Genomic DNA, 21,309 nt, shown 5'->3' with positions numbered 1-21,309 from the left:
AAATGGCTTCAAATAAAATACAATTCAGAAGTATTCACGAACTAAAAGATCCAACCCTGAACGGGAAGTGGGCGCTGAAAGAGTTTCAGAATGAGATTCCGGTAGATGAATTCTTGGAAGATGCTGGTAACTCAGGAACTTCTCGTAGAGATTTTCTTAAGATATTAGGTTTCTCTACAGCAGCTGTTACTTTAGCAGCTTGTGAGGCTCCGGTTCTTAAAACGATCCCTTACGTGGTAAAACCACACGATATTATTCTTGGGATCCCTAACTTTTACGCATCTTCATATTTTGACGGATTCGATTTCGCTAGTGTTTTAGTTAAGACTAGAGAAGGACGTCCAATTAAAATCGAGGCAAACCCAACAGCTGGTTCATTAGGTAAGACCAATGCAAGAGCTCAGGCAAGTGTACTTTCTCTTTATGATAATGATAAAGTGAAATTGCCAGCTTTGAATGGAGATGAGCAAACTGATTTTAATAAGATCGATGATTTCGTTTTAAAAGGCCTAACAGAATCTCAGGCAAGTGGTAAGAAGATCGTGGTATTATCACATTCTTTCCCAAGCCCGACTTTCAAAAAGTTGTTTGGAGATTTCAAAACCAAATATCCTTCTGCTGAACTGATCACTTACGATGCAATTCCTTACGCTGCAGCATTGGACGCAGCTCAGGAAGTTTTCGGACAAAGAGCATTGCCTGTTTATGATCTTAGTACTTCTCAGTTGGTTGTTTCTTTCCAAGCAGATTTCTTAGGAGACTATAATGCATCAAGCTTAGAAGTTTCTTATGCTGCGGCAAGAAAGCCAGGTCAGGATATGTTGAGACACATCCAGGTTGAATCTAACTTGAGTTTAACTGGAGCTAACGCCGATTCTAGATATAGATTGAAGCCAAGTGCTGTCTTCAAAACTTTGGTAGAAGTTTATAACGGATTGAACGGTGGAACTGCTGATAAAACAGCTTCTGAGATCGTAAAAGAACTTCAGGCGAAAGGCAGCAACGCAGTTGTTTTGGCAGATGGTTCAAAAGCAGCTTATGTTCTAGCTCACTTGATCAATCAAAAATTAGGATCTAAAGCTTTCACAGGTAAAGCTAATTTCCTTAAAGAATATGACAACGCAAGATTCAATGAGTTTTTATCTTGGTTGAATGGCGGACAGGTTGGCGTTTTGATCTCTAACAATGTTAACCCGATTTATTCTCATGCAAAAGGAAAATCTCTAAAAGCAGCTTTGTCAAAAGTTCCTTACTCTGTAGCAATTACAGATAAGAAAAATGATATTTACAAAGCTTCCAAAGCAGTTATTCCAGCTACACATTGGTTAGAATCTTGGGGTGATATTGCTCCGGAAACTGGTGCATATTCATTGATGCAGCCAACGATTCAAAAGATCTTTAAATCAAGACAGGTTGAAGAATCTCTTCTGGTTTGGATCAATGGAAAAAACAGTCCAGCCAATAATTACTACGAATATCTTAAAGCAAATGCTTTAACGCTTAATGAAGGAAAAACTTTCAATAAGACTTTATATAACGGTTTCACGACTGGTGGTCTTTCTACAGGATTGGCTTACTCAGGCGGAAATGCAGCTCAGGCTGTTGCTGAATTATCAGCTTTCAAACCGGCTCAATTAGAATTACAACTTTATACCAAACAAGCAATTGGTGACGGAACGCAATCTAACAACCCTTGGTTGATGGAGCTTCCGGATCCTATCTCTAGATTGTCTTGGGATAATTACTTGACGATCTCTCCAAAAGATGCAGAAGCTTTGAAGCTTGAGAATAGCCTTAACGCTAGAATGCAGCTAGATGGAGACTTGGTTAACGTGACTGTAAACGGTGTAACATTGAAAGATGTTCCTGTTTTCATCCAACCTGGACAAGCTGAAGGATCTTTGGGTCTGGCTTTGGGTTATGGTAAAAAAGATTCAGGGAAAGTGGCTGATACAGGTATCAATGCTTATCCTTTATTCGATGGTTATAATACAGTTCTTACCAATGTAAAAATTGAAAAGACCGGAGAAGATTATGAGTTCGCAGGAATGCAGCTTCAGAATACTTTGATGGGTCGTTATGAGATCGCTAAAGAAGTTTCTTTGGAAGATTTCATCAACAAACCAACAGATGAGTGGAACAAGCCTTTGGCAATGCATACTATTGGAGGTGAACTTCCTATCGGGAAGATCGATCTTTGGGATGCATTTGATGATACAGATGGCCCTCACTTCAACTTGTCAGTCGATCTTAACTCTTGTACCGGTTGTGGTGCTTGTGTTGTAGCTTGTCAGGCAGAGAACAACGTTGCTGTTGTTGGTAAGGAAGAGATCAGAATGTCCAGAGATATGTATTGGTTGAGAATTGACCGTTACTACTCTGCAATCGAAAAGATCGAGACAAAAGAGCAGATCGACAGAGGTCTTAATGCTGCTCAACTTTATGGTGGTCCTTTCACAGAAGGTATCTTGAACCATCCAGCTGATAATCCAGATGTGATCTTCCAGCCGGTAATGTGTCAGCACTGTAACCACGCTCCTTGTGAAACTGTATGTCCAGTTGCGGCAACATCTCACGGGAAGCAAGGTCAAAACCAAATGGCTTACAACAGATGTATCGGTACAAGATATTGTGCGAACAACTGTCCATATAAAGTAAGAAGATTCAACTGGTTCAACTATGCATTGAATGACAGATTTGACTTCAATATGAACAATGACCTTGGAAGAATGGTTCTTAACCCAGATGTTGTTACAAGAACAAGAGGGGTGATGGAAAAATGTTCTATGTGTATCCAAATGACTCAATCTACGATCCTTGAAGCTAAGAAAGATGGTAGAAGAGTGAAGGATGGCGAGTTCCAGGTTGCTTGTGCAAATGCTTGTTCTACAGGTTCACTTAAATTTGGAGATATGAATGATGTAGCTTCAGAAGTTCGTAGCTTGTTCAACAGCACCAGAAAATACGTATTGCTAGAAGAGATTGGTACAAAACCAAACGTTTTCTATCATACAAAAATCAGAAACAGAAAAGAAAGTTTAAATAATAAATAGGTAAAAAATGTCAGGACATTACGAAGCTCCGATAAGGGAACCTTTAATTATTGGTCACAAGACTTATCATGATATCACAGAGGATATCGCAAGACCTATCGAAGAACGCGCAGGGAAATTATGGTGGGCATCATTGTACGCCGCTTTAATTCTGTTTGTTTACGGATTTGGTTGTATTGCATACACCATCGGAACCGGTATCGGTGCCTGGGGACTCAACAGAACCATTAACTGGGGTTGGGATATTACCAATTTCGTTTGGTGGGTAGGTATTGGTCACGCAGGAACATTGATTTCTGCCGTACTATTATTATTTAGACAAAGATGGAGAATGTCTGTAAACCGTTCTGCTGAAGCGATGACGATCTTCGCAGTTTGTCAGGCGGCTATCTTCCCGGTAATTCACATGGGTAGAGTTTGGGTTGGATATTGGGTTTTCCCTTTGCCAAACCAATTTGGTTCTCTTTGGGTTAACTTTAACTCACCATTGCTTTGGGACGTATTTGCGATTTCGACTTATTTCTCAGTATCAGTTGTATTCTGGTTTATGGGATTGATTCCTGACTTTGCAATGATCAGAGATAGAGCAAAAACGCCTTTCAATAAGAAAATTTATACACTACTGGCATTCGGATGGGGTGGAAAAGCAAAACACTGGCAAAGATTCGAAGAGTTATCTTTGGTTCTAGCAGGTTTGGCAACACCACTTGTATTCTCGGTACACACGACGGTATCATTTGACTTTGCTACATCGGTGATCAAAGGATGGCACTCGACCATTTATCCACCATATTTCGTGGCTGGAGCGATCTTCTCAGGATTTGCAATGGTACAAACACTATTGTTGGTTGCTAGAAAAGTTTGTCACTTAGAAGACTATATCACAATGTATCATATCGAAATTATGAACATCGTAATCGTAGTAACAGGTGGAATGGTAACTGTAGCTTACGCAACTGAGTATTTTATCGGTTGGTATTCTGGATCAAGATTTGAAGATTTTACATATCTATCTCCAGGAGCAGCAACTGGACCTTACTGGTGGGCTTTCTGGGCATTGATCATTTGTAACTTGGTTGTTCCTGCAGCATTCTGGTTCAAAAAAGTTAGAACCAATATCTTCTGGACATTCATTATCGCATTGATCATTAATATCGGAATGTGGTTTGAGCGTTTTGACATTATCGTCATCAACTTGTCAAGAGATTATTTACCATCTTCTTGGACAATGTTCAAACCGACGATCATTGACGTTGGAGTATATTTAGGAACGATTGGTTTCTTCTCAGTACTATTCTTATTGTATGCAAGAACATTCCCTGTAATTGCACAAGCAGAATTGAAAAGTATTTTGAAAATTTCCGGTGAAACTTATAAAGCAAAAGAAGGAGATGAGCACCACTAAAATTATATATGGACTTTACGGCGACGACGATGATCTAATGCACGGCGTTAAAGCCTTTATGGATAAAGGAATCAGTATAAACGAAGTGTATACACCGTTTCCTGTTCACGGACTAGACAAAGCACTTGGATTAAAGAAGACCAGAATTTCTGACGCAGCATTCATCTATGCTTGTTATGGAGTGACGATTGGGATTACTTTGACCGCTTGGATCATGAACCACGACTGGCCGCAGAATATTGGTGGTAAACCGTCATTTGACTGGGCACACAATTTCCCGGCATTTATTGATCCAATGTTCGAATTGATGGTATTCTGTTCTGCTCACTTGATGTCATTGACTTTCTTGGTTAGAAATAAAATGTATCCAGGTGCAAAACCTCAGAATCCAGATCCAAGAACTACGGATGACAAATTTATGATGGAGTTTGTTTCTGATGATGTTGAAACTATTAAACAACTGTTGATTGATACAGGTGTTGAAGAAATAACAGTTAAAGATGCTTAAGATGAAGAATAGTATATTAAAAATTACGGCAATCTTTGGTTTAACTACTGTTTTACTGAATTCTTGCGGTGGTCCAAAAGACAATCCACCTTTGGTATATTTTCCAGATATGTATTTTCCTGTAGCTTATGATCCTTTGATGAAAGCGAAAGATGCTTATTCTGATCACGAAAATGAGATCCCTGCATTCGTTGCTCGCAATGGTGCAACCGGACTTTCTCCTGTGGAAGGCAGTGTCGCTCAAAATAGAGATGGAATCGTAACTGAAGAAGCCTTACCAAAAAATGTAGATCAGTACAACGCAGGCTATGAAGCTTCAAGATTGATCACAGCTTCTCCTTTGAAACCAGAAAATCTTGAAAAAGACCTGGCAAGAGGAAAAGTGTTATTTGATCATACTTGCTCTGCTTGTCACGGAACTGGAGGTGACGGACAAGGACCAATTGTAAAAAGTGGTGCTTATGCAGGTGTTCCTAATTATGCTGACAGAGATATCACGATCGGATCGATCCATTATGTTTTGACAAATGGTAGAAACGCGATGGGATCTTACGCAGGACAACTTAATGTAGGAGACAGATGGAGAGTAGCTTTATATGTTTATAATACATTCAAAGCGTCAGCTGCTACAGCAACTCCAGCCGCTGCTGCTCCAGCTGCGACGGCAACAGCTACGACAGAAAAAACTTCTACTGCAGCACCTGCACCGGAAGCTAAAACCAATGCTAAATAAAAAAAGAAAAAAATGTATAGTTTTTCACCTAAATTAAAATTGTATTCTATCATACTCATTGTTGTAGGAGTTGTTTTATTCGGGATTGGTTATGCTCTTAACCATGGTTTGGATGATACTGCAATTTCTCATTGGATGGAGTCTGTTCATTCAAAAGGTCACGAGGCGCCTTCTCATTCTAGTGAGCTAGTTGGTCCTCAGGATCACGATGCCCATTTGGAGCATGCAAAACACCAGATCCACAATCAGCCTTTGGCGGCAGTTCATACATTTGCAGTATTCTTTTTCGGGATCAGCTGTTGTGCATTGTTCTTCTATAGTATCCAGCACGCGGCTCACGCTGGTTGGTCTATTATTGTGACGAGAGTGATGGAAGCAGTTGCTTCGTTCATTCCTTATGGAGGAGCGCTTTTAATTATTCTGACGCTTCTTAATGCTACTCACAATGGACATTTGTTCCATTGGATGGATCCGAATCTAACCGATCCGAATTCTCCAGAGTTTGATGTTATTTTATACGAAAAATCAAGATTCCTTAATATTCCTTTCTATGTTATTAGAACTTTAATCTATACATTAGGAGCCACTTTCTTTGTATTAAAACTGAAAAGTATTTCTAAAAAAGTAGATGAAAACAAAGGAGACAGAAAAATCTATGCTAGTCTTTACAGCTGGAATGTAGGTTACATCGCATTCTTCGGGTTTGCTTCTGCAGCTTGGGCTTGGGATTGGTTGATGTCTATTGACCCACACTGGTATTCTACACTTTATATCTGGTATTCAATGGTTAGTTGTTTGTCAACTGCTGTGGCCTGTATCATTTTGGTAAGTGTTTATATTAAGAAAAAAGGCGTTTATCCTCAATTCAATAATAACCACCTTCACGATCTTGGTAAGTTCTTATTTGCAACTAGTATGCTTTGGAGTTACCTTTGGTTCTGTCAGTTTATGTTGTATTGGTATGCGAACATTCCGGAAGAGATCAATTATTTCTTCGGTAGATTCGAATATTACAAACCGACTTTCTTGCCAATGTTGGTTATCAATTTCCTTGTACCGTTGTTAGTTTTAGTAAGCAGCAGCATCAAGAGAAATTACAAAGTGGTAACATTTATGGCTTGCGTTGTGATTTTCGGTCACGCAGTAGATTACTTCAATATGGTAATGCCGGGAACAGTTGGTCCTTACTGGAACAATATTTCAATGTTGTTCTTAGTATTTGGATCGTTCATTTTCTTTGTTGGTCTTTTCGTTTTCGCCGTGATGACAGCATTGTCAAAACTGAAATTGATGCCAACTGGAAACCCATTCTTCCACGAATCAGAGATCTACGAATATCCTTTCTAATTAATTTTAGAACTGAAAATATAAAACCCAGCAGAGATGTTGGGTTTTTTTATTAATTTTAAAGAAACAAAACTCAGATGATCCATAAACTCCCTATAGAAAATATCCTTTTTCTGGATATTGAAACAGTTTCTCAAATAGATTCATGGAACAATCTTGATACTACAACTCAATATCTTTGGGATAAGAAAACAAAGTCTCAAAGGAAAGAAGAAATAGAAGCTTCCGATTTCTATGAGCAACGTGCCGGAATAATGGCAGAATTTGGAATGATCATCTGCATATCGATTGGAATGATCGATACCAATTCCGGAAAGTTGAAGATCAAGACTTTTTCAGGTGAAGAAAGAAACTTACTAATTGAATTTTGTGAATTGTTCAATGTTCCCAGGATGAACAATGTGATCCTCTGTGCGCATAACGGCAAAGAATTCGATTTCCCTTATATAGCAAGACGACTTTTGGTTCTCGGGATTCAGCCACCTATGCCTTTTCAAATGTTCGGAAAGAAACCTTGGGAAATTCCGCATATCGATACAATGGAACTCTGGAAATTCGGAGACTGGAAAAGTTATGTTTCACTGGAATTACTGGCTCACATTTTCGGAATTCCAACACCAAAAGATGATATTGACGGCAGTATGGTTGCCGATATATACTACAAAGACGGTGATATAGACAGAATCATTCATTATTGTGAAAAAGATGTCTTAACTTTGGCAAACGTTTTCCGGCGTATGCGTCAGGAAGATATATTAAAAAGATTAGATTAAAATGAAACTGACAGACGATCAAATCGCTGATATAGGCGAAGAAATAATCAAGGAACTGAAATCCGTTTATGACCCGGAAATCCCTGTTGATATTTATGAATTGGGATTGGTTTACGATGTTCAGATCTCAGAAGAAGCAGACGTTTTGGTAATAATGACTTTGACATCTCCAAACTGTCCGGTTGCAGAAACTTTACCAGTGGAAGTGGAAGACAAAGTACGAGGCGTAGAAGGTGTAAAATCTGCCAAAATAGAACTCACCTTTGAACCAACTTGGACCAAAGAAATGATGAGCGAAGAAGCCAAGTTTGAACTCGGTATGTTATAAAACAAAATCCTGCACTTCGCAGGATTTTTTATTTTAATTTTTATATTCGAAAAGTAATATCTTTTTAATTTCCGGATGCAAGCTGAGATAAACCGGACTGGTTTTCACAGTATGCTCAATGAATTCCTGTTCTTCGCTAGTGTAAGAATGTGGAAACTTGAAAACTGCGAATATCTCACCAATCCTTCTTGGTTCAAAATACATTGTTTTTTTCAGTTCGCAACTTGCTCCGGTGATATCAACGTGTCTGTCATTCCCCAAAACAACAAGCGAAGCAAATGCGCTTTCTGCCAACGCCGTGGCAAAGATGTCAGTAGGAGAAAAATGTTCTCTTTTCGTAAAGTCGTTGGAAGGAACATAGGTGGAGAAAACGTCGCCAGAAGCTTCGTGTACAGATTCAATTTTGAAGTCGCCTAAGTATGTAGTTTTTGAAGTCATAATGATAGTTTTTAAATTGTTTTTCTGTAATAAATCTACGCTATTTTTTCGGAATTTACAATTTCAAATAGTACTAATTATCAAAATGTGATAAAATTAATATTTGATCTACCAATCTAAAAATGAAAAATATCCTTCGCCATATTGTAAGCGCTTTCAAAATGAAGCAGATTTTGGTGAATGTCAATTTTCTCAGATGACATAAAAGTAAAAACCTTCTCCGTCGGCATGTTTCCTACCAGATCATCCTTCGCCATAGGACAACCGCCAATTCCTTTTATCGCGCTATCAAATCTCCTGCAACCTTCATCGTAGGCCGCTTTCAGTTTAATGTAAGAATCCTCGTAACGGTTGTGGAAATGCGCTCCAAAATTAATTTCCGGATATTTGTGAGGCACTTTGCTGAAGAGAAGTTTAATTCTTTCCACATCGCCCATGCCAGTTGTGTCGGAAAGTAGAATATCCTTGATTCCCATCTCTTCAAAACGTTTCGCCCAAAAATCCACATCTTCCCATTTCCAGCTCTCGCCGTAAGGATTTCCAAGCGCCATAGAAAAATAAAGATTCAACTGTCGGCTTTCAGACTTTGCCAATTCAAAGATTTTCACCACTTCCGTAAAAGCTTCTTCACGGCTTTTGTTTGTATTCCGATGCTGGAAGGTTTCCGAAATCGAAAACGGAAATCCCAGAATATCAACCTGCTCGTGGCTCAACGCTTTTTCAGCACCTTTAAAGTTGGCAACTATTACGGAAAGTTTTGTATTGGAAAGTGATTTATCGATTTCGTCCAGCACAGTTCCAGAATCCGCCATTTGAGGCATCGTTTTCGGGTTTACAAAGCTTCCGCAATCCAGCACATTAAAACCAACTTCCATTAGCCTATTGATGTAATCTATTTTCGTTTGAGTGGGAATCATTTCTCCCCAGCCTTGCATCGCGTCTCTAGGACATTCGGTTAAGAACATTTATTTATGTTTTAAATTTATTTGACTGCGTCGAACCACTTTGTTAGGTTTGGGCAGCTTTATCCGCCTTCCGCTCCCAATCTTTTTTGCCAAGGCTTTTCCCAATGTAAAAAAGGATTTCCGCTCAAGTCGGGCTGCGGTTACGAGTTGCAACATCTTTCAATAGTCAACAATCAATCATCATCTATCGCTTATCATTTATCGCTTAACTCTAGCCACGAATTGTTTGTTGTTCACTGCATAAATATATAACTTTGCGGAGATATAGCAAATTATATGGAAAACATCCAATTGGACGGAGTTTGGAAAGAAAAACTCTTGAACAGATTCATCACATACATCAAGATATTTTCAACCAGCGACGCAGAAAGTGAGACCACACCTTCCACGGAAAGACAGTGGGACATTGCGAATTACCTTCACAATGAGTTACAGGAAATCGGTTTGGAAGATGTCAGTATCGATGACAAAGGCTATGTTTTTGGGTTCATTCCTTCCAATATCGAGGAAACGGTTCCACAAGTTGGATTCATTGCGCATTACGATTCTTCACCAGATTTCAGCGGTGAGAATGTGAATCCGCAGATCTGGGAAAATTATGACGGCGAAGATTTGTTGTTGAACAAAGAAACAGGATTCACCTTGTCTTCAACCAAATTTGAAGCTTTAAAAAAATATATAGGACAAACCATCATCACAACAGATGGAACCACGTTGCTAAGCGCAGATGATAAAGCCGGCGTTGCAGAGATTGTAACAGCTGCAGAGTTTTTGTTAGCAAATCCTCAAATCAAACACGGCCGAATTTCCATTGGATTCAATCCGGATGAGGAAATTGGAAGAGGCGCTCATCATTTCGATGTTGAAAAGTTTGGTGCAGAATGGGCTTACACAATGGACGGTGGCGAAATTGGCGAATTGGAATATGAAAACTTCAACGCGGCTGGCGCGGTTGTGAAAATCCACGGATTGTCTGTCCATCCAGGTTATTCTTTCGGTAAAATGCTGAATGCAGGATTGGTGGCTTCAGAGTTCATCAATTCATTACCGGAAAATGAAACGCCAGCAACAACAAAAGGTTTCGAAGGATTTTTCCATCTGACGGATTTTGAAGGCGATGTTTCCGAAGCTAAACTTCAATACATCATCCGTGACCACGATGACCAAAAGTTTGAAGATAGAAAAAAACTGATTGCTGAAAAAGTAAAAGCAATCAACCAAAAATACGGAGAGAAAACGGCCGAGATAGAAATAAAACCGCAGTATCTCAATATGAAAAAACAATTCGAGGGGAAAATGCACATCGTGGACATCGCTGAACAAGCAATGAAAAACGCAGATATCACCCCGAAAATCAAAGCCATCAGAGGCGGAACAGACGGCGCACAGCTATCTTATATGGGATTGCCTTGCCCGAATATCTTCGCTGGTGGACACAATTTCCACGGTCCTTACGAATTTGTACCTTTGGAAAGTATGATAGCGGCCGTGAGCGTAATCGTTCATATCTCACAATTGGTAAAGTAATTGATTCATTAAATCAAATAAAATCTCTGAATGACAATCAAAGAAAATCAACAAGAATTAGTAGAAGAATTCTCCTTTCTGGAAGATTGGGAACAGAAGTATGAGTACATCATAGACCTCGGAAAAGAGTTGGAAGGACTTCCCGATGACAAAAAAACGGACGACAATCTCATCCGTGGTTGCCAGTCCAAAGTTTGGATAGATGCCGAACATAAGGACGGGAAATTGTTCTTCAATGCAGATTCTGACGGAATTTTGCCAAAGGGAATCGTTTCGCTTTTGGTTAGAATCTACAGTGGACATTCTACGCAGGAGATTTTGGATTCGGATTTTGATTTCATTTCACAAATCGGTTTGCAGGAATTCTTGTCTCCATCCAGAGCCAATGGATTGATGGCAATGACCAAGCAAATCAAATTTTACGCGGTCGCATTTCAACTAAAGAAATAGGTGAAGACAATTTTAGCATATCGTTTTTCCGCATTTGGGGATGTCGCCATGGCAGTTCCCGTCTGTATCGAGTTTCTGGAGCAAAATCCGGATGTGGAAATTATATTCATCAGCAGAGGTCATTTTAAAGATCTTTTTGATGGTCATCCCAGATTGATCTTCAAAGGAATTAGCTTTGATGATTACAAAGGGGTTTTTGGTATCAGAAAACTGACAAGACAACTCATCAAAGAATACAAACCTGATTTTGTAGCTGACCTTCACGATGTGATCAGAACAAAAATGGTGAATTCTATTTTCAAAAGACATCGGTATAAAGTTTTTAAAATCAACAAAGGCAAAGAGGAAAAAGAGAAACTGACCAACGTTTGGAATCTCGATAAAAAACCATTGAAAAGAACTGTGGAACGTTATGCGGACGTTTTCAGAAAAATGGGATTTCCCTTGGAATTATCACATCAATTAAGACCTCAGGCTGATGAAAAAAGCGGAATCGGTTTTGCACCTTTTGCCCAACACAAAGGCAAGATGATGCCGCTTGAAAAGTCTTTCGAACTGGCTCGAGTTCTTGCCAAATCACATAAAATATATTTTTTTGGAGGCGGAAAAGAGGAGGACGAAATCCTGAGGAAATGGGAAAGTCAAATTCCAAATACACAAAGCCTGTCTGGCAAACTGAAACTGAAAGAGGAACTTAAAAAGATTGCTGACCTGGAGACAATGATCTCTATGGATTCGGCGAACATGCATCTGGCAAGTCTTATGGGGACCAGGTGTATTTCCGTTTGGGGTTCCACGCATCATTATGCCGGCTTTTTGGGCTATGGGCAAAGTGAGGAGGATATTATCCAAGTGAAAGATCTTTCTTGCAGACCATGTTCTGTCTTCGGGGACAGAGAATGTTTCCGTGGGGATTATGCCTGTCTTGAGGAGCTTAACATTCAGAAAATTGTCGATAGGATATGAAACTGAGTATCTGTGTTCCCGTTTACAATTTTGATGTCAATGAACTGGTCAATGAACTTAGATACCAAATTGATAAAGGTTTGGAAGCAGAGATTCTTTTGATTGATGATGCCTCAGAAAAGTCCTTTATTGAAAGTAATAGAGATTTAAGATCGAAGGTAGGCCAATTTATTTTTCTCGATAAAAACATTGGGCGCTCCAAGATCCGAAATCTTTTCTTAAAGTATTCCAATTCAGATTATCTGCTATTTTTAGACTGTGATGGGAAGGTCATTAGCAAGAATTTTCTCAAAAATTATATTGAGTACATTGATTCCAAAAATCCAGATGTCATTTTTGGTGGCAGAAAAGTGAGTGATGTCAAACCTGATTCTGAATATGGACTGCGATGGAAATTTGCTACAGAAAGGGAAAATCTACCTGTTGAAAAACGTGTAGAATCGCCGTATTTGGACTTTCAGACCAATAATTTTGTTGTTAAAAGGTCTGTTCTTGAGAAGGTGCCTTTCAATGAAGGAATCACACAATATGGCTATGAAGATCTGGTCTTTTCTAAAGATCTGCACGACCAAGATATAAAAATTGATCACATAGACAATCCGATTTTCAATAATGATGTTGAGACTAATGCTGTTTTTCTAGCCAAAGCTGAGCAGTCTGCAAGAAGTCTAGCTCAGCTGATAAAAAATGATAAAAACTTTGATAGGGTTTCTCAAATCAAATTGGCAAAAGCTTATCTGTTTATGCACAAAACAGGAACTATCTACATTTATAGATTGCTTTACAGAATCGTAAAATCCCGATTAGAAAAAAAGCTCTTAACGGGCAGTGCCTCGCTAAGAGCTCTTGATCTTTATAAATTAGGCCAGCTTACCTTGTATATGAATAGGCTGTAGTTTGATCATAATTTAGGTCTATTTTCAGATTGGCAATATTCATCCAAGTTGCCACTTTCAATCCAAAATATCCAATTAGCATTCCGAATGTATTAAGGAAAACATCATCTATATCTGCTGTTCCCCTTGCTGTGTAATATTGTGCCAATTCTATCATAGAAATTCCACAAACGAAAAGAAAGAATAATAATGGGAGATTGTTAAGTTTCTTTATCAACAATCCAAGTCCACCAAAAGGAATGAAAACTAAAATATTCCCAACAATGTTGACCATAAATTTTTCTGAGAAGAAATTGTTATAGCGCAAAAAGTAAGTGATGCTTTGGAGCGGATTGAGTTGTAAGAATCCGAATTCCGGATGTCTTCCGCAACCGTAGAACATCATATACAATAGAAAAATAGTGTAGAAGGGAATTAACACTGCATAATATCTTTTCATAGGTTTCCTTTTGAGGGGATTAGTAATTAAAAGAGTTTATACCAAAAGAAGGCGTAACAATTTTATTTCCTACAGCCATCAAAAATCTTTCCAAAATAAAAAATTAAACAAGCGATTAACCTTTTTATTGAACTTTAACGTTTTTGTTAAGCCTGGGTTGATAAATTAACATAATTTTAAGAAAGTGGGCAGTACAGGATTCGAACCAGTGACCTCTGCGATGTCAACGCAACGCTCTAAACCAACTGAGCTAACTGCCCAAAATTATTGTAGATGGAAATATAAAAAAAAATCTCCCAGTTTCCTGAGAGATCTTGTGGGCCCTGAGGGATTCGAACCCCCGACCCTCTGGGTGTAAACCAGATGCTCTGAACCAACTGAGCTAAGAGCCCTGAAATTTTTTTAAAGGCTTCAGTATCCTTTTTGTGGGCCCTGAGGGATTCGAACCCCCGACCCTCTGGGTGTAAACCAGATGCTCTGAACCAACTGAGCTAAGAGCCCCACTGAACGGCTTACCGTTTTGAGTGGTGCAAATATACAAATTATTACGAAGTCAGCAAATTTTTTTCTAAAAAATCTCCCACTACGAAGTTGCTTCCGCCAATAAAAATCATTTCGTCCGCTTTACAATTCTGTCTTGCAGAAAGATAACCGTCTTGAACGTTTTGAAAAATTTTGTAATTAATTTCACTTTTTTTCAATAGGTCTGCATAAATTTCAGGATTTCGTCCTCTGTTAACGCTTGGTTTTACAAAATAGTAATGGGCATCTTTGGGTAGAATCAGCAAAACCTCGTCAATTTTCTTATCGTTTACAAAACCAAGAACAATATGTTTATGTAAAGAATATTCATTCAATTGGTTGAAGACTTCTTCCAATCCAGCTTGATTGTGACCTGTATCACAGATGGTCAATGGATTTTGTGAGAACTCAAACCAACGTCCGATGAAGTTGGTGTTTTTATGGACATTCTGAAGTCCGGATTTTAAATTTTCTTCGTTGATTGTCAATCCTTGTTTTTTCAATTCATCGACCAAAGCCAAAACAACCCGTATATTTTTCTTTTGATATTTTCCTTTAAGGTCGGATTCAAGTGAATTTTCAATCGTTGTGGCATCAATGAAATCAGCGTTCAATTCTTTTGCTCTACTAATGACAATGTTTTTTACAACATCTTTTTCATCTCCGGAAATAATAGGCACATTTGCTTTGAGGATTCCGGCTTTCTCAAATGCGATTTCTTGAATCGTTTCACCCAAAAGGTCTTGATGGTCCAGTTGAACGTTTGTTATCGCAGAAACCAATGGTTTGATGATGTTCGTAGAATCCAACCTTCCGCCCAAGCCAACTTCAATGATTGCAAAGTCTACTTTCTGCTGATAGAAATATTCGAAAGCCATTATGGTTGTGAATTCAAAAAAGGAAGGCTGGATCTCACTCGGCAATTCCTGCAGCTTCATAATGAAATTGAAAACAAATTCCTTGTCACAATTCTCGCCATTCACTTTGATTCTCTCCGTAAAATCTATCAAATGCGGGGAATTGTAAAGACCTATTTTATAACCTGATTCATGAAGAACCGAGGCCAGCATATTACTCGTAGAACCCTTTCCGTTGGTTCCTCCGATATGGATCGTTTTGATTTTGTCCTGCGGATTCCCGAAAAAGTCACAGAGCTTTTTGATATTGTCAAGGCCAGGTTTGTATGCCGAAGAACCATCTCTTTGATAATTAGGCGCCTGAGCAAAAAGCCATTCTACGGCATCTTTATAATCTTGTGAAGTCATAATCTTTATGAAAGAACAAATTTAGAAATAAGAAGAATGAAAAAGAATCAATTGTGAGAATTTGAATTAATTAAATGAAATAAAAACGCCTTTGTGATCACTCAACATATCTTTTTCTAAAAATATATTTGCGTCTGTCAGATTTTTTGTAAGAAAATTAGGAATGATGATGTGGTCAATATTTTGTGTGATATTTTCCGTCGCATTTATCAGATTTAGATCATTGAAAAGTGATTTCAATGATTCTGTCGTTTCAATATTAATTGAGAATTGTCTTTCATTATCCAAAAAAGAAGTATTCAAATCGCCAACGATAATCAGATTTGGATTTGTTTCAGAGATTTTTTTGCAATCATTGATGCAATTCTCAAGCTCATTTTTCGCAAAAGGTTTTAATCTAAATCGAGTTCCAATTATTGTAGCATAAATGATAAAATCTCCAAACTTAGTTTCAAATTCCAATGCCAGACTCGTCTTTTCGTCAATGACAGAGAATTTTCTTTTTGCCGGAATTTTGGAATAAATCATTGTCCGGAAAGCTTTTTCTCCTTTCAAATATTTTGAATAGTTCAAACCTTCATAGTCGGTATTATCAGGGATTTGGTCAGAAAAATATTTGTAAGGAAAATTTCTGATGCTTAAATCGATGGCTTCATTAAGAATTAAAAAATCGAAATTTTGCGCATTCAGGAATTGTGCGATTTTTTCTTTACTTGTTTGCAAAGCCCAGTCGATATTTAGACTTGCAATTTTCATTTAGCTAGTTAAAAAACAATCGTGTAAGTTCCCTGAGAAACATTTTGGGACTTCTTCGCCTTCACATATTTCTTTGTCCAAATCACAGCTGCGGTGACGTTGCAAGCATCTTTGATTCCGCTACTACGTCCGGCAGAAGTTACATTTCCGGCTTTGTCAACGGTGATGAACATGACGAGTTGACCCTTTGTTTTACAATTATGAGAAGGCAATTTTCCGGCTTTTCCCATAGTTCCAGGAATGAAGGCGGTCAGGATTCTGTCTTTGCCTATTTTGGTGATCTTGTCGTCCTTCGGATCTTGGCTTCTGAGCGGAGTCGAAGAGTCATCTTTCTTGGCTAGTTTTTTATCCTCGGTTTCGGATTTTGATGGTTCCTTTTTTTCTTCTTTTACAGGAATGGCCCCTTTAGCTATGGAAACGGTATCTGCAGGTAAAACTTCAATATCAGGAAGATAGATTTCAGGTTTTACGACAGAGTCTTTTTCGGGTTCAGCTTCTACCGGTTTCGGAACTTCTGCAACAATTGGTTTTGGTTGTTCGGAAGCTTTGTAATAAAGGGAATTGAAGGAAAATAAAAGCACAAAAAACAGAAGTGCAACTACATAAAATGCAATTGGCAATCCTGATAATTTCTTTGTTCGTCTTCGGAATTCCATTTAATTATTTTAAAAATATTGATGATCGATCTAACTTCTAATTTTTCACTTAAGCCGGTTTGTTGATGATATCCAAAAACTCATTCGTATGAAACTGGATTTTCATCAATAGATAATCCACTTTCGCTACCAAAATATTGTGAAAGATGTAAGATAGAAATCCGACGATAAGTCCAATAACAGTCGGTGCTAAAGCTTTGTAGAAGTCTGCTGCTAAAATATTTTGAGAAATAACGGTTTCGGTTTTTGATAACGTTCCAAAAGTAGAGGTCAGTATCAAAACACCGCCAAGAAGTCCAAGCATTGGTGCTGCGCCAGAAAGCGTTGCAAGGAAACCGATGTTTTTTTCTGCTTTGTGGAGTTCGATCTGGGCGTGCGTTTCCATTGCGTTGGAGATCTCACTTATTGGTCTTCCCAATCTGTTAAGTCCTTTTTCCACACTCCTGGATTCCGGAGAATTATCTCTTCTGCAAAAATCAACAGCGGATTGAATTCGTCCGTCATTCAGAAGGTCGTTCACATTTTTCAAAAGATAGGGGTCAACCTGATTTTCGCGGTTGAGTGCATAAAATTTCTGTCCGAAAAAAACGATGGCTGCTATTCCGGAAATGATAAGAATGATGATGAGCGTCACGCTCAGCAAGCCTCCGCCAAAAAGGAATTCCCAAATAGAGATATGTTGCTCTGCCATAGTTTTTGTTTATTTTTTTACAGTTTCAAATTTATAAATAACTTAAAGATTAATCCTGATAGATTATTGAAAAGTTTACGAGAAATGATTATTGATAGGAATTTTAAAAAATAATCTTGTAAGTCCCTTTTGAGGATATTGTTGATGCCTCAGCTTTCACATATTGTTTCACCCAACTTACAGCAGTACTGGCCACACAAGGATCGGAAACGCCACTGAGACGTTTTGCGGAAATTACCTTTCCGGATTTGTCTACCGTGTAGGAAATACTGATGCTTCCGCTGGCTTTGCAATCGTGATTTGGCTGTGCGCCGCCTCTTCCCATTGTGCCAGGAATGAATCCAACTAGTTTTCTATCCACGCCGATCAAGCTGTTTCCGTCGCCATCGCCACCAAGTGGGTCGCCGTAGTTTCCAGGTCCAGTTCCGTTTCCTTGCGAGCCGGATTTGGTTCCTCTACCTTTTAGCAGATTTCCAATAGCTGCGTTTCCGCGGCCGTCTCCTGTAGCATTTTCTTTTTTGATGTTACCTTTGGTGTTGGTTTTTCCAGTGGTTGTTTTTGTAGAATTGGCAACTGGGGGAGAATTGGTTTTTTCGTTTGACTTCTTGGTTGCGACTGGTGGATTCTTGGTTCTGGTTGGGATTGGAACTGTATTTTCTGAAATGTCTTTATCCACTTTTTCTTTAGAAACTTTTGCAACTTCTGCCACGACTTCTTTTTCGTCTTTCTTTTCTACGATTGGCGCAGGACTTCCTTCTTCCTCTTTTGGCTCTTCCAAGCCTTTTCCATTTCTGTTGTCACCATAGTTGATGCGCATTTCCGTCAGGTCTACAGGAATGATGGTTTCACTATTAACTGCCGTTTTTTGGTGCGATTTGATGAATGAAGCAGGAAGAAAGAACAAGACTGAGAAAATGAAAACTCCCACCACCAAAGCTTTAGTAAGCGTAAACTCATAATGCTTGCGGTACTCGTAGGCGCCGTAGGCCTTGTGTCGGTCTTCGAAAATAATATCATCCAGATCCTGATACATAGGAAAAACTTGTTTGCGTTATAAATTAATTTTATAACGATTCGTAAATATAAATATTATTTCCTGAAAAAATTAGTCGTCAACTTCTATCTCGTCCGGACGGAAGTGACATTTCAGCTTGAAAGGGATCGGATTGTCTGAACCTGTGTAGAAATCTGTGATGTTTCCTGTCCAATAAAGTTGGAGGTCATCTGTTTCATTTTTTTCAAATTTGAGTTCGTTGTCGAATAGAAATGCTTCCTCGTCATCAAAAAGGTCAACTTCTGTAAAGATCTCGTCATCTGTATCTTCTACGATGAAAGTCTGCCCTTCCAACTCAGACGTTGTTACTGGAAACTCTATGATATCTAATGATAGTTGAGGGAAATTGTACTGCAAAGAGTCGTCATCAACATGGTCCAAAGCATCATCTGTGATGACCTCTACTTCCAAGAAATTCTGCGCATTGATGTAAACGGACTTGCAATAAGTGTTCTTGATAAAATACTTCAGAGTTTCCTCTGGGTGATAGATCTTTAGTATTCCTTTCATTGTAAGGATAATAGATTATGAAATGATTTTTTTTAATAGTGTTGAACAAAGATAAAAAATAGAATGAATGTGAAAAATTTTTGTTACTTATTTTTGGCAATAATCATTGAAATTAATAAAATTGTTGATATTCTATTAATATGAAAGCATAACCCGCAATATAAACAGGGTGAAAATTTATAATCATAAAATATTATCTTTACACTACTTAAAAATTTAGAATGAGATCTATTTATACAATATTGACCATTGTGGTATTTGCACTTTCTGCTGTTTCTTGTAAAAAAGGAGATTCACCAATGGTAAAAAATACAGGATTCGAATCCAGTTTGGATACGATCGCTGCCAATTATTACGAGGAATATCTCAAATTATATCCTTTGGAAGCTACTTCGCAAGGAGATGAAAGATATAACGACCTTCTGCCAAACAATCTGAGTCAGGAATTTATTCAAAATGAGATTGCTTTTTATGACTCCATTCAGAATCAACTGAAGTCTGTGGACTACAACAGTTTGGACAATGACCAAAAAGTGGTTTTCGATGTTTTGGAATATACGCTGATTGATAAACAGGAGCGTTACGCGTATCATCCCGAATATATTCCGTTCACGCAGTTTGGTGGACTGCCTTTGGATCTTCCGATGTTGGGAAGTGGAAGCGGTATTCAGCCTTTCAAAACAGAAAAAGATTATGATAATTGGTTAAAGAGAATCGAACTTTTCCCTGTCTGGATGGATTCTGCAATAGAAAACTTCCGAGCTGGAATCAAAACCAATGTTGTTCTGCCAAGATCATTGGTGATAAAAATGATTCCTCAGATGAAAGCCGAAGAGATCACGACTTTCGAAATCGATAAAAATATTTTCTACGGACCAATCAAAAATATGCCGAAGGATTTCAACCCTGTTACCGCAAATAAATACGCAAAACTTTATCAGGATGCTATCAAAAATAAATTGATTCCGGCTTATCTAAAAATGGCAACTTTTCTTGAAAAAGAATATCTGCCAAAAGCAAGAACGACTGACGGTTACAATGCTTTGCCAAATGGTACCAATATTTATACTTACTACGTAAAAAGCTGGACAACAACAAATAAAACGCCGGAAGAAATCCATAAAACTGGACTTTCAGAAGTGGAAAGACTTCGTGGCGATATGGAAAAAGTGAAGAATCAAGTCGGTTTCAAAGGTTCTTTGGAGGAATTCCTCAATTATGTGAAAACCGACCCGAAAGCAATGCCTTACAAAACTTCGAAAGAGGTCTTAGCCGGATTCCAATCCATCCTAGATAAGATTACGCCGAAGCTGAAAACGATGTTCAATGTCACGCCGAAAACACCTTTTGAAATTCGACAAACTGAAAAGTATAGAGAAGCCAGTGCGAGTGCAGAATACATTCAAGGAAGTCCGGATGGCAAACGTCCTGGGATTTTTTATACACCAATTCCTGACCCGACAAAATTCAACGTCACTTCCGGAATGGAATCTCTTTTCCTTCACGAGGCCATTCCTGGTCATCATTATCAAATTTCCCTTCAACAGGAAAATATGAAATTGCCTAAGTTTTTGAGATTCGGTTGGATTGGTGCGTACGGCGAAGGCTGGGCTTTGTACTGCGAATCACTCGGACCGGAATTTGGACTTTACACCGACCCGTATCAGAAAATGGGTTCTTTGAGTGACGAAATGTTACGCGCCGTTCGTTTAGTAATTGATACAGGAATTCACACCGGACAGATGTCGCGAGAAGAAGCGATTAAATATTTCCTCAGCAACGTCGCTTATGATGAAGCGGGCGCAACGGCAGAAGTGGAGCGTTATATGGCGATGCCCGGACAGGCTTTGAGCTACAAAACCGGCGCAATGAAAATCCGTGAACTCAGGGAAAAATATAAATCGGAATTAGGAAAGAAATTCAATATTGCGGATTTTCACGATGAAGTGTTGAGTCAAGGTTGCCTTCCGCTTCAGGTTTTGGAACGTAAAATGGATTTGTGGGCGAAAGATGTAAAGTAAGAATGA

Annotated in this window: 21 protein-coding genes and 3 tRNA genes; 12 read left to right on the top strand and 12 right to left on the bottom strand. The window is 38.6% G+C overall.

Annotation, left to right across the window (positions count from 1 at the left end; genetic code table 11):
• Positions 1-2: 2 nt before the first annotated feature.
• The 7 genes from AXA65_RS19235 to AXA65_RS19205 all read left to right on the top strand — a co-directional run bounded on the left by AXA65_RS19235 (position 3) and on the right by AXA65_RS19205 (position 8,147).
• On the top strand, positions 3-3,053 hold the full coding sequence (locus AXA65_RS19235) for a TAT-variant-translocated molybdopterin oxidoreductase (protein ID WP_063971658.1): 3,051 nt from the start codon (positions 3-5) through the stop codon (positions 3,051-3,053).
• Between the two features lie 7 nt (positions 3,054-3,060).
• On the top strand, positions 3,061-4,458 hold the full coding sequence (gene nrfD, locus AXA65_RS19230; protein ID WP_034973937.1) for an NrfD/PsrC family molybdoenzyme membrane anchor subunit: 1,398 nt from the start codon (positions 3,061-3,063) through the stop codon (positions 4,456-4,458).
• Positions 4,445-4,966: a DUF3341 domain-containing protein gene (locus AXA65_RS19225; RefSeq protein ID WP_063971657.1), complete on the top strand. Its 522-nt coding sequence runs from the start codon at positions 4,445-4,447 to the stop codon at positions 4,964-4,966. Before nrfD ends, AXA65_RS19225 begins: the two co-directional genes overlap by 14 nt.
• Positions 4,959-5,699 (top strand): c-type cytochrome, encoded by a 741-nt coding sequence (locus AXA65_RS19220; protein WP_086048282.1) that lies wholly within the window; start codon positions 4,959-4,961, stop codon positions 5,697-5,699. The genes AXA65_RS19225 and AXA65_RS19220 overlap by 8 nt, the downstream gene beginning before the upstream one ends.
• A 12-nt stretch (positions 5,700-5,711) precedes the next feature.
• Positions 5,712-7,046, top strand: a complete 1,335-nt coding sequence (locus AXA65_RS19215; RefSeq protein WP_063971656.1) for a hypothetical protein — start codon at positions 5,712-5,714, stop codon at positions 7,044-7,046.
• Between the two features lie 77 nt (positions 7,047-7,123).
• Positions 7,124-7,819: a 3'-5' exonuclease gene (locus tag AXA65_RS19210; protein ID WP_063971655.1), complete on the top strand. Its 696-nt coding sequence runs from the start codon at positions 7,124-7,126 to the stop codon at positions 7,817-7,819.
• A 1-nt stretch (position 7,820) separates the two neighbouring features.
• Entirely contained in the window at positions 7,821-8,147 is a 327-nt protein-coding gene (locus AXA65_RS19205; RefSeq protein ID WP_063971654.1) for an SUF system Fe-S cluster assembly protein, read from the top strand.
• 33 nt (positions 8,148-8,180) lie between these two features.
• Here the strand turns inward: AXA65_RS19205 and AXA65_RS19200 are convergent, their stop codons facing one another.
• Both AXA65_RS19200 and AXA65_RS19195 read right to left on the bottom strand, forming a co-directional pair.
• Positions 8,181-8,585, bottom strand: coding sequence for an OsmC family protein (locus tag AXA65_RS19200; protein ID WP_063971653.1), 405 nt, complete (start codon positions 8,583-8,585; stop codon positions 8,181-8,183).
• Between the two features lie 116 nt (positions 8,586-8,701).
• Entirely contained in the window at positions 8,702-9,550 is an 849-nt protein-coding gene (locus tag AXA65_RS19195; RefSeq protein WP_063971652.1) for a hydroxymethylglutaryl-CoA lyase, read from the bottom strand.
• A 276-nt stretch (positions 9,551-9,826) separates the two neighbouring features.
• On the opposite strand from AXA65_RS19195, the gene pepT reads away from it, so the two are divergent.
• Genes pepT through AXA65_RS19175 form a run of 4 tightly spaced genes read left to right on the top strand, consistent with a single transcriptional unit; the run spans position 9,827 to position 13,389 of the window.
• On the top strand, positions 9,827-11,077 hold the full coding sequence (gene pepT, locus AXA65_RS19190; RefSeq protein WP_063971651.1) for a peptidase T: 1,251 nt from the start codon (positions 9,827-9,829) through the stop codon (positions 11,075-11,077).
• A 30-nt stretch (positions 11,078-11,107) separates the two neighbouring features.
• Complete coding sequence (locus tag AXA65_RS19185; RefSeq protein ID WP_034963970.1) at positions 11,108-11,527, top strand: SufE family protein; 420 nt, start codon at positions 11,108-11,110, stop codon at positions 11,525-11,527.
• The gene (locus tag AXA65_RS19180; protein ID WP_228391715.1) at positions 11,528-12,493 is read left to right on the top strand and encodes a glycosyltransferase family 9 protein; all 966 of its coding nucleotides are present in this window, start codon (positions 11,528-11,530) and stop codon (positions 12,491-12,493) included.
• Complete coding sequence (locus tag AXA65_RS19175) at positions 12,490-13,389, top strand: glycosyltransferase family 2 protein (RefSeq protein ID WP_063971649.1); 900 nt, start codon at positions 12,490-12,492, stop codon at positions 13,387-13,389. Before AXA65_RS19180 ends, AXA65_RS19175 begins: the two co-directional genes overlap by 4 nt.
• On the opposite strand, the gene AXA65_RS19170 is transcribed toward AXA65_RS19175, so the two are convergent.
• The 10 genes from AXA65_RS19170 to AXA65_RS19125 all read right to left on the bottom strand — a co-directional run bounded on the left by AXA65_RS19170 (position 13,364) and on the right by AXA65_RS19125 (position 19,282).
• Complete coding sequence (locus AXA65_RS19170; RefSeq protein ID WP_086048281.1) at positions 13,364-13,828, bottom strand: VanZ family protein; 465 nt, start codon at positions 13,826-13,828, stop codon at positions 13,364-13,366. The two genes, AXA65_RS19175 and AXA65_RS19170, sit on opposite strands and share 26 nt — an antisense overlap.
• Before the next feature lie 185 nt (positions 13,829-14,013).
• Positions 14,014-14,088 (bottom strand) — tRNA-Val (locus tag AXA65_RS19165).
• A 57-nt stretch (positions 14,089-14,145) separates the two neighbouring features.
• Positions 14,146-14,220: transfer RNA gene (locus AXA65_RS19160), tRNA-Val, on the bottom strand.
• Between the two features lie 34 nt (positions 14,221-14,254).
• Positions 14,255-14,329 (bottom strand) — tRNA-Val (locus AXA65_RS19155).
• A gap of 44 nt (positions 14,330-14,373) precedes the next feature.
• A complete protein-coding gene (locus AXA65_RS19150; protein WP_063971647.1) occupies positions 14,374-15,615 on the bottom strand; it encodes a bifunctional folylpolyglutamate synthase/dihydrofolate synthase in 1,242 nt (413 codons plus the stop codon).
• A gap of 66 nt (positions 15,616-15,681) precedes the next feature.
• Positions 15,682-16,371 (bottom strand): endonuclease/exonuclease/phosphatase family protein, encoded by a 690-nt coding sequence (locus AXA65_RS19145; protein ID WP_063971646.1) that lies wholly within the window; start codon positions 16,369-16,371, stop codon positions 15,682-15,684.
• An 8-nt stretch (positions 16,372-16,379) separates the two neighbouring features.
• On the bottom strand, positions 16,380-17,027 hold the full coding sequence (locus AXA65_RS19140) for a hypothetical protein (protein ID WP_063971645.1): 648 nt from the start codon (positions 17,025-17,027) through the stop codon (positions 16,380-16,382).
• A 49-nt stretch (positions 17,028-17,076) separates the two neighbouring features.
• Positions 17,077-17,718 (bottom strand): MotA/TolQ/ExbB proton channel family protein, encoded by a 642-nt coding sequence (locus AXA65_RS19135; protein WP_063971644.1) that lies wholly within the window; start codon positions 17,716-17,718, stop codon positions 17,077-17,079.
• A gap of 103 nt (positions 17,719-17,821) precedes the next feature.
• Entirely contained in the window at positions 17,822-18,751 is a 930-nt protein-coding gene (locus AXA65_RS19130; protein WP_228391714.1) for a ferric siderophore ABC transporter substrate-binding protein, read from the bottom strand.
• A 72-nt stretch (positions 18,752-18,823) separates the two neighbouring features.
• On the bottom strand, positions 18,824-19,282 hold the full coding sequence (locus tag AXA65_RS19125; RefSeq protein WP_063971643.1) for a hypothetical protein: 459 nt from the start codon (positions 19,280-19,282) through the stop codon (positions 18,824-18,826).
• A 221-nt stretch (positions 19,283-19,503) separates the two neighbouring features.
• Between AXA65_RS19125 and AXA65_RS19120 the strand changes: the two genes are divergently transcribed.
• Positions 19,504-21,303 carry a DUF885 domain-containing protein gene (locus AXA65_RS19120; RefSeq protein WP_063971642.1) on the top strand — a complete coding sequence of 600 codons (1,800 nt, stop codon included), beginning with the start codon at positions 19,504-19,506 and terminating at the stop codon, positions 21,301-21,303.
• Positions 21,304-21,309: the final 6 nt, after the last annotated feature.

The organism is Chryseobacterium sp. FP211-J200 (assembly GCF_001643375.1).
Taxonomy (GTDB): domain Bacteria; phylum Bacteroidota; class Bacteroidia; order Flavobacteriales; family Weeksellaceae; genus Epilithonimonas; species Epilithonimonas ginsengisoli.
The sequence above is the reverse complement of the archived record's forward strand: the minus strand, read 5'-3'. Positions and strand labels throughout refer to the sequence as shown.

Excerpts from the sequence above, each read along its gene's own strand:
- AXA65_RS19170 (WP_086048281.1), bottom strand. The coding sequence starts at position 13,828 with ATGAAAAGATATTATGCAGTGTTAATTCCCTTCTACACTATTTTTCTA.
- AXA65_RS19130 (WP_228391714.1), bottom strand. The coding sequence starts at position 18,751 with ATGTATCAGGATCTGGATGATATTATTTTCGAAGACCGACACAAGGCC.
- AXA65_RS19135 (WP_063971644.1), bottom strand. The coding sequence starts at position 17,718 with ATGGCAGAGCAACATATCTCTATTTGGGAATTCCTTTTTGGCGGAGGC.
- AXA65_RS19185 (WP_034963970.1), top strand. The coding sequence starts at position 11,108 with ATGACAATCAAAGAAAATCAACAAGAATTAGTAGAAGAATTCTCCTTT.
- AXA65_RS19205 (WP_063971654.1), top strand. The coding sequence starts at position 7,821 with ATGAAACTGACAGACGATCAAATCGCTGATATAGGCGAAGAAATAATC.
- AXA65_RS19195 (WP_063971652.1), bottom strand. The coding sequence starts at position 9,550 with ATGTTCTTAACCGAATGTCCTAGAGACGCGATGCAAGGCTGGGGAGAA.
- AXA65_RS19210 (WP_063971655.1), top strand. The coding sequence starts at position 7,124 with ATGATCCATAAACTCCCTATAGAAAATATCCTTTTTCTGGATATTGAA.
- AXA65_RS19200 (WP_063971653.1), bottom strand. The coding sequence starts at position 8,585 with ATGACTTCAAAAACTACATACTTAGGCGACTTCAAAATTGAATCTGTA.
- AXA65_RS19125 (WP_063971643.1), bottom strand. The coding sequence starts at position 19,282 with ATGAAAGGAATACTAAAGATCTATCACCCAGAGGAAACTCTGAAGTAT.
- AXA65_RS19145 (WP_063971646.1), bottom strand. The coding sequence starts at position 16,371 with ATGAAAATTGCAAGTCTAAATATCGACTGGGCTTTGCAAACAAGTAAA.
- AXA65_RS19175 (WP_063971649.1), top strand. The coding sequence starts at position 12,490 with ATGAAACTGAGTATCTGTGTTCCCGTTTACAATTTTGATGTCAATGAA.
- AXA65_RS19220 (WP_086048282.1), top strand. The coding sequence starts at position 4,959 with ATGCTTAAGATGAAGAATAGTATATTAAAAATTACGGCAATCTTTGGT.
- AXA65_RS19150 (WP_063971647.1), bottom strand. The coding sequence starts at position 15,615 with ATGACTTCACAAGATTATAAAGATGCCGTAGAATGGCTTTTTGCTCAG.
- AXA65_RS19120 (WP_063971642.1), top strand. The coding sequence starts at position 19,504 with ATGAGATCTATTTATACAATATTGACCATTGTGGTATTTGCACTTTCT.
- pepT (WP_063971651.1), top strand. The coding sequence starts at position 9,827 with ATGGAAAACATCCAATTGGACGGAGTTTGGAAAGAAAAACTCTTGAAC.
- AXA65_RS19215 (WP_063971656.1), top strand. The coding sequence starts at position 5,712 with ATGTATAGTTTTTCACCTAAATTAAAATTGTATTCTATCATACTCATT.
- AXA65_RS19235 (WP_063971658.1), top strand. The coding sequence starts at position 3 with ATGGCTTCAAATAAAATACAATTCAGAAGTATTCACGAACTAAAAGAT.
- AXA65_RS19225 (WP_063971657.1), top strand. The coding sequence starts at position 4,445 with ATGAGCACCACTAAAATTATATATGGACTTTACGGCGACGACGATGAT.
- AXA65_RS19140 (WP_063971645.1), bottom strand. The coding sequence starts at position 17,027 with ATGGAATTCCGAAGACGAACAAAGAAATTATCAGGATTGCCAATTGCA.
- nrfD (WP_034973937.1), top strand. The coding sequence starts at position 3,061 with ATGTCAGGACATTACGAAGCTCCGATAAGGGAACCTTTAATTATTGGT.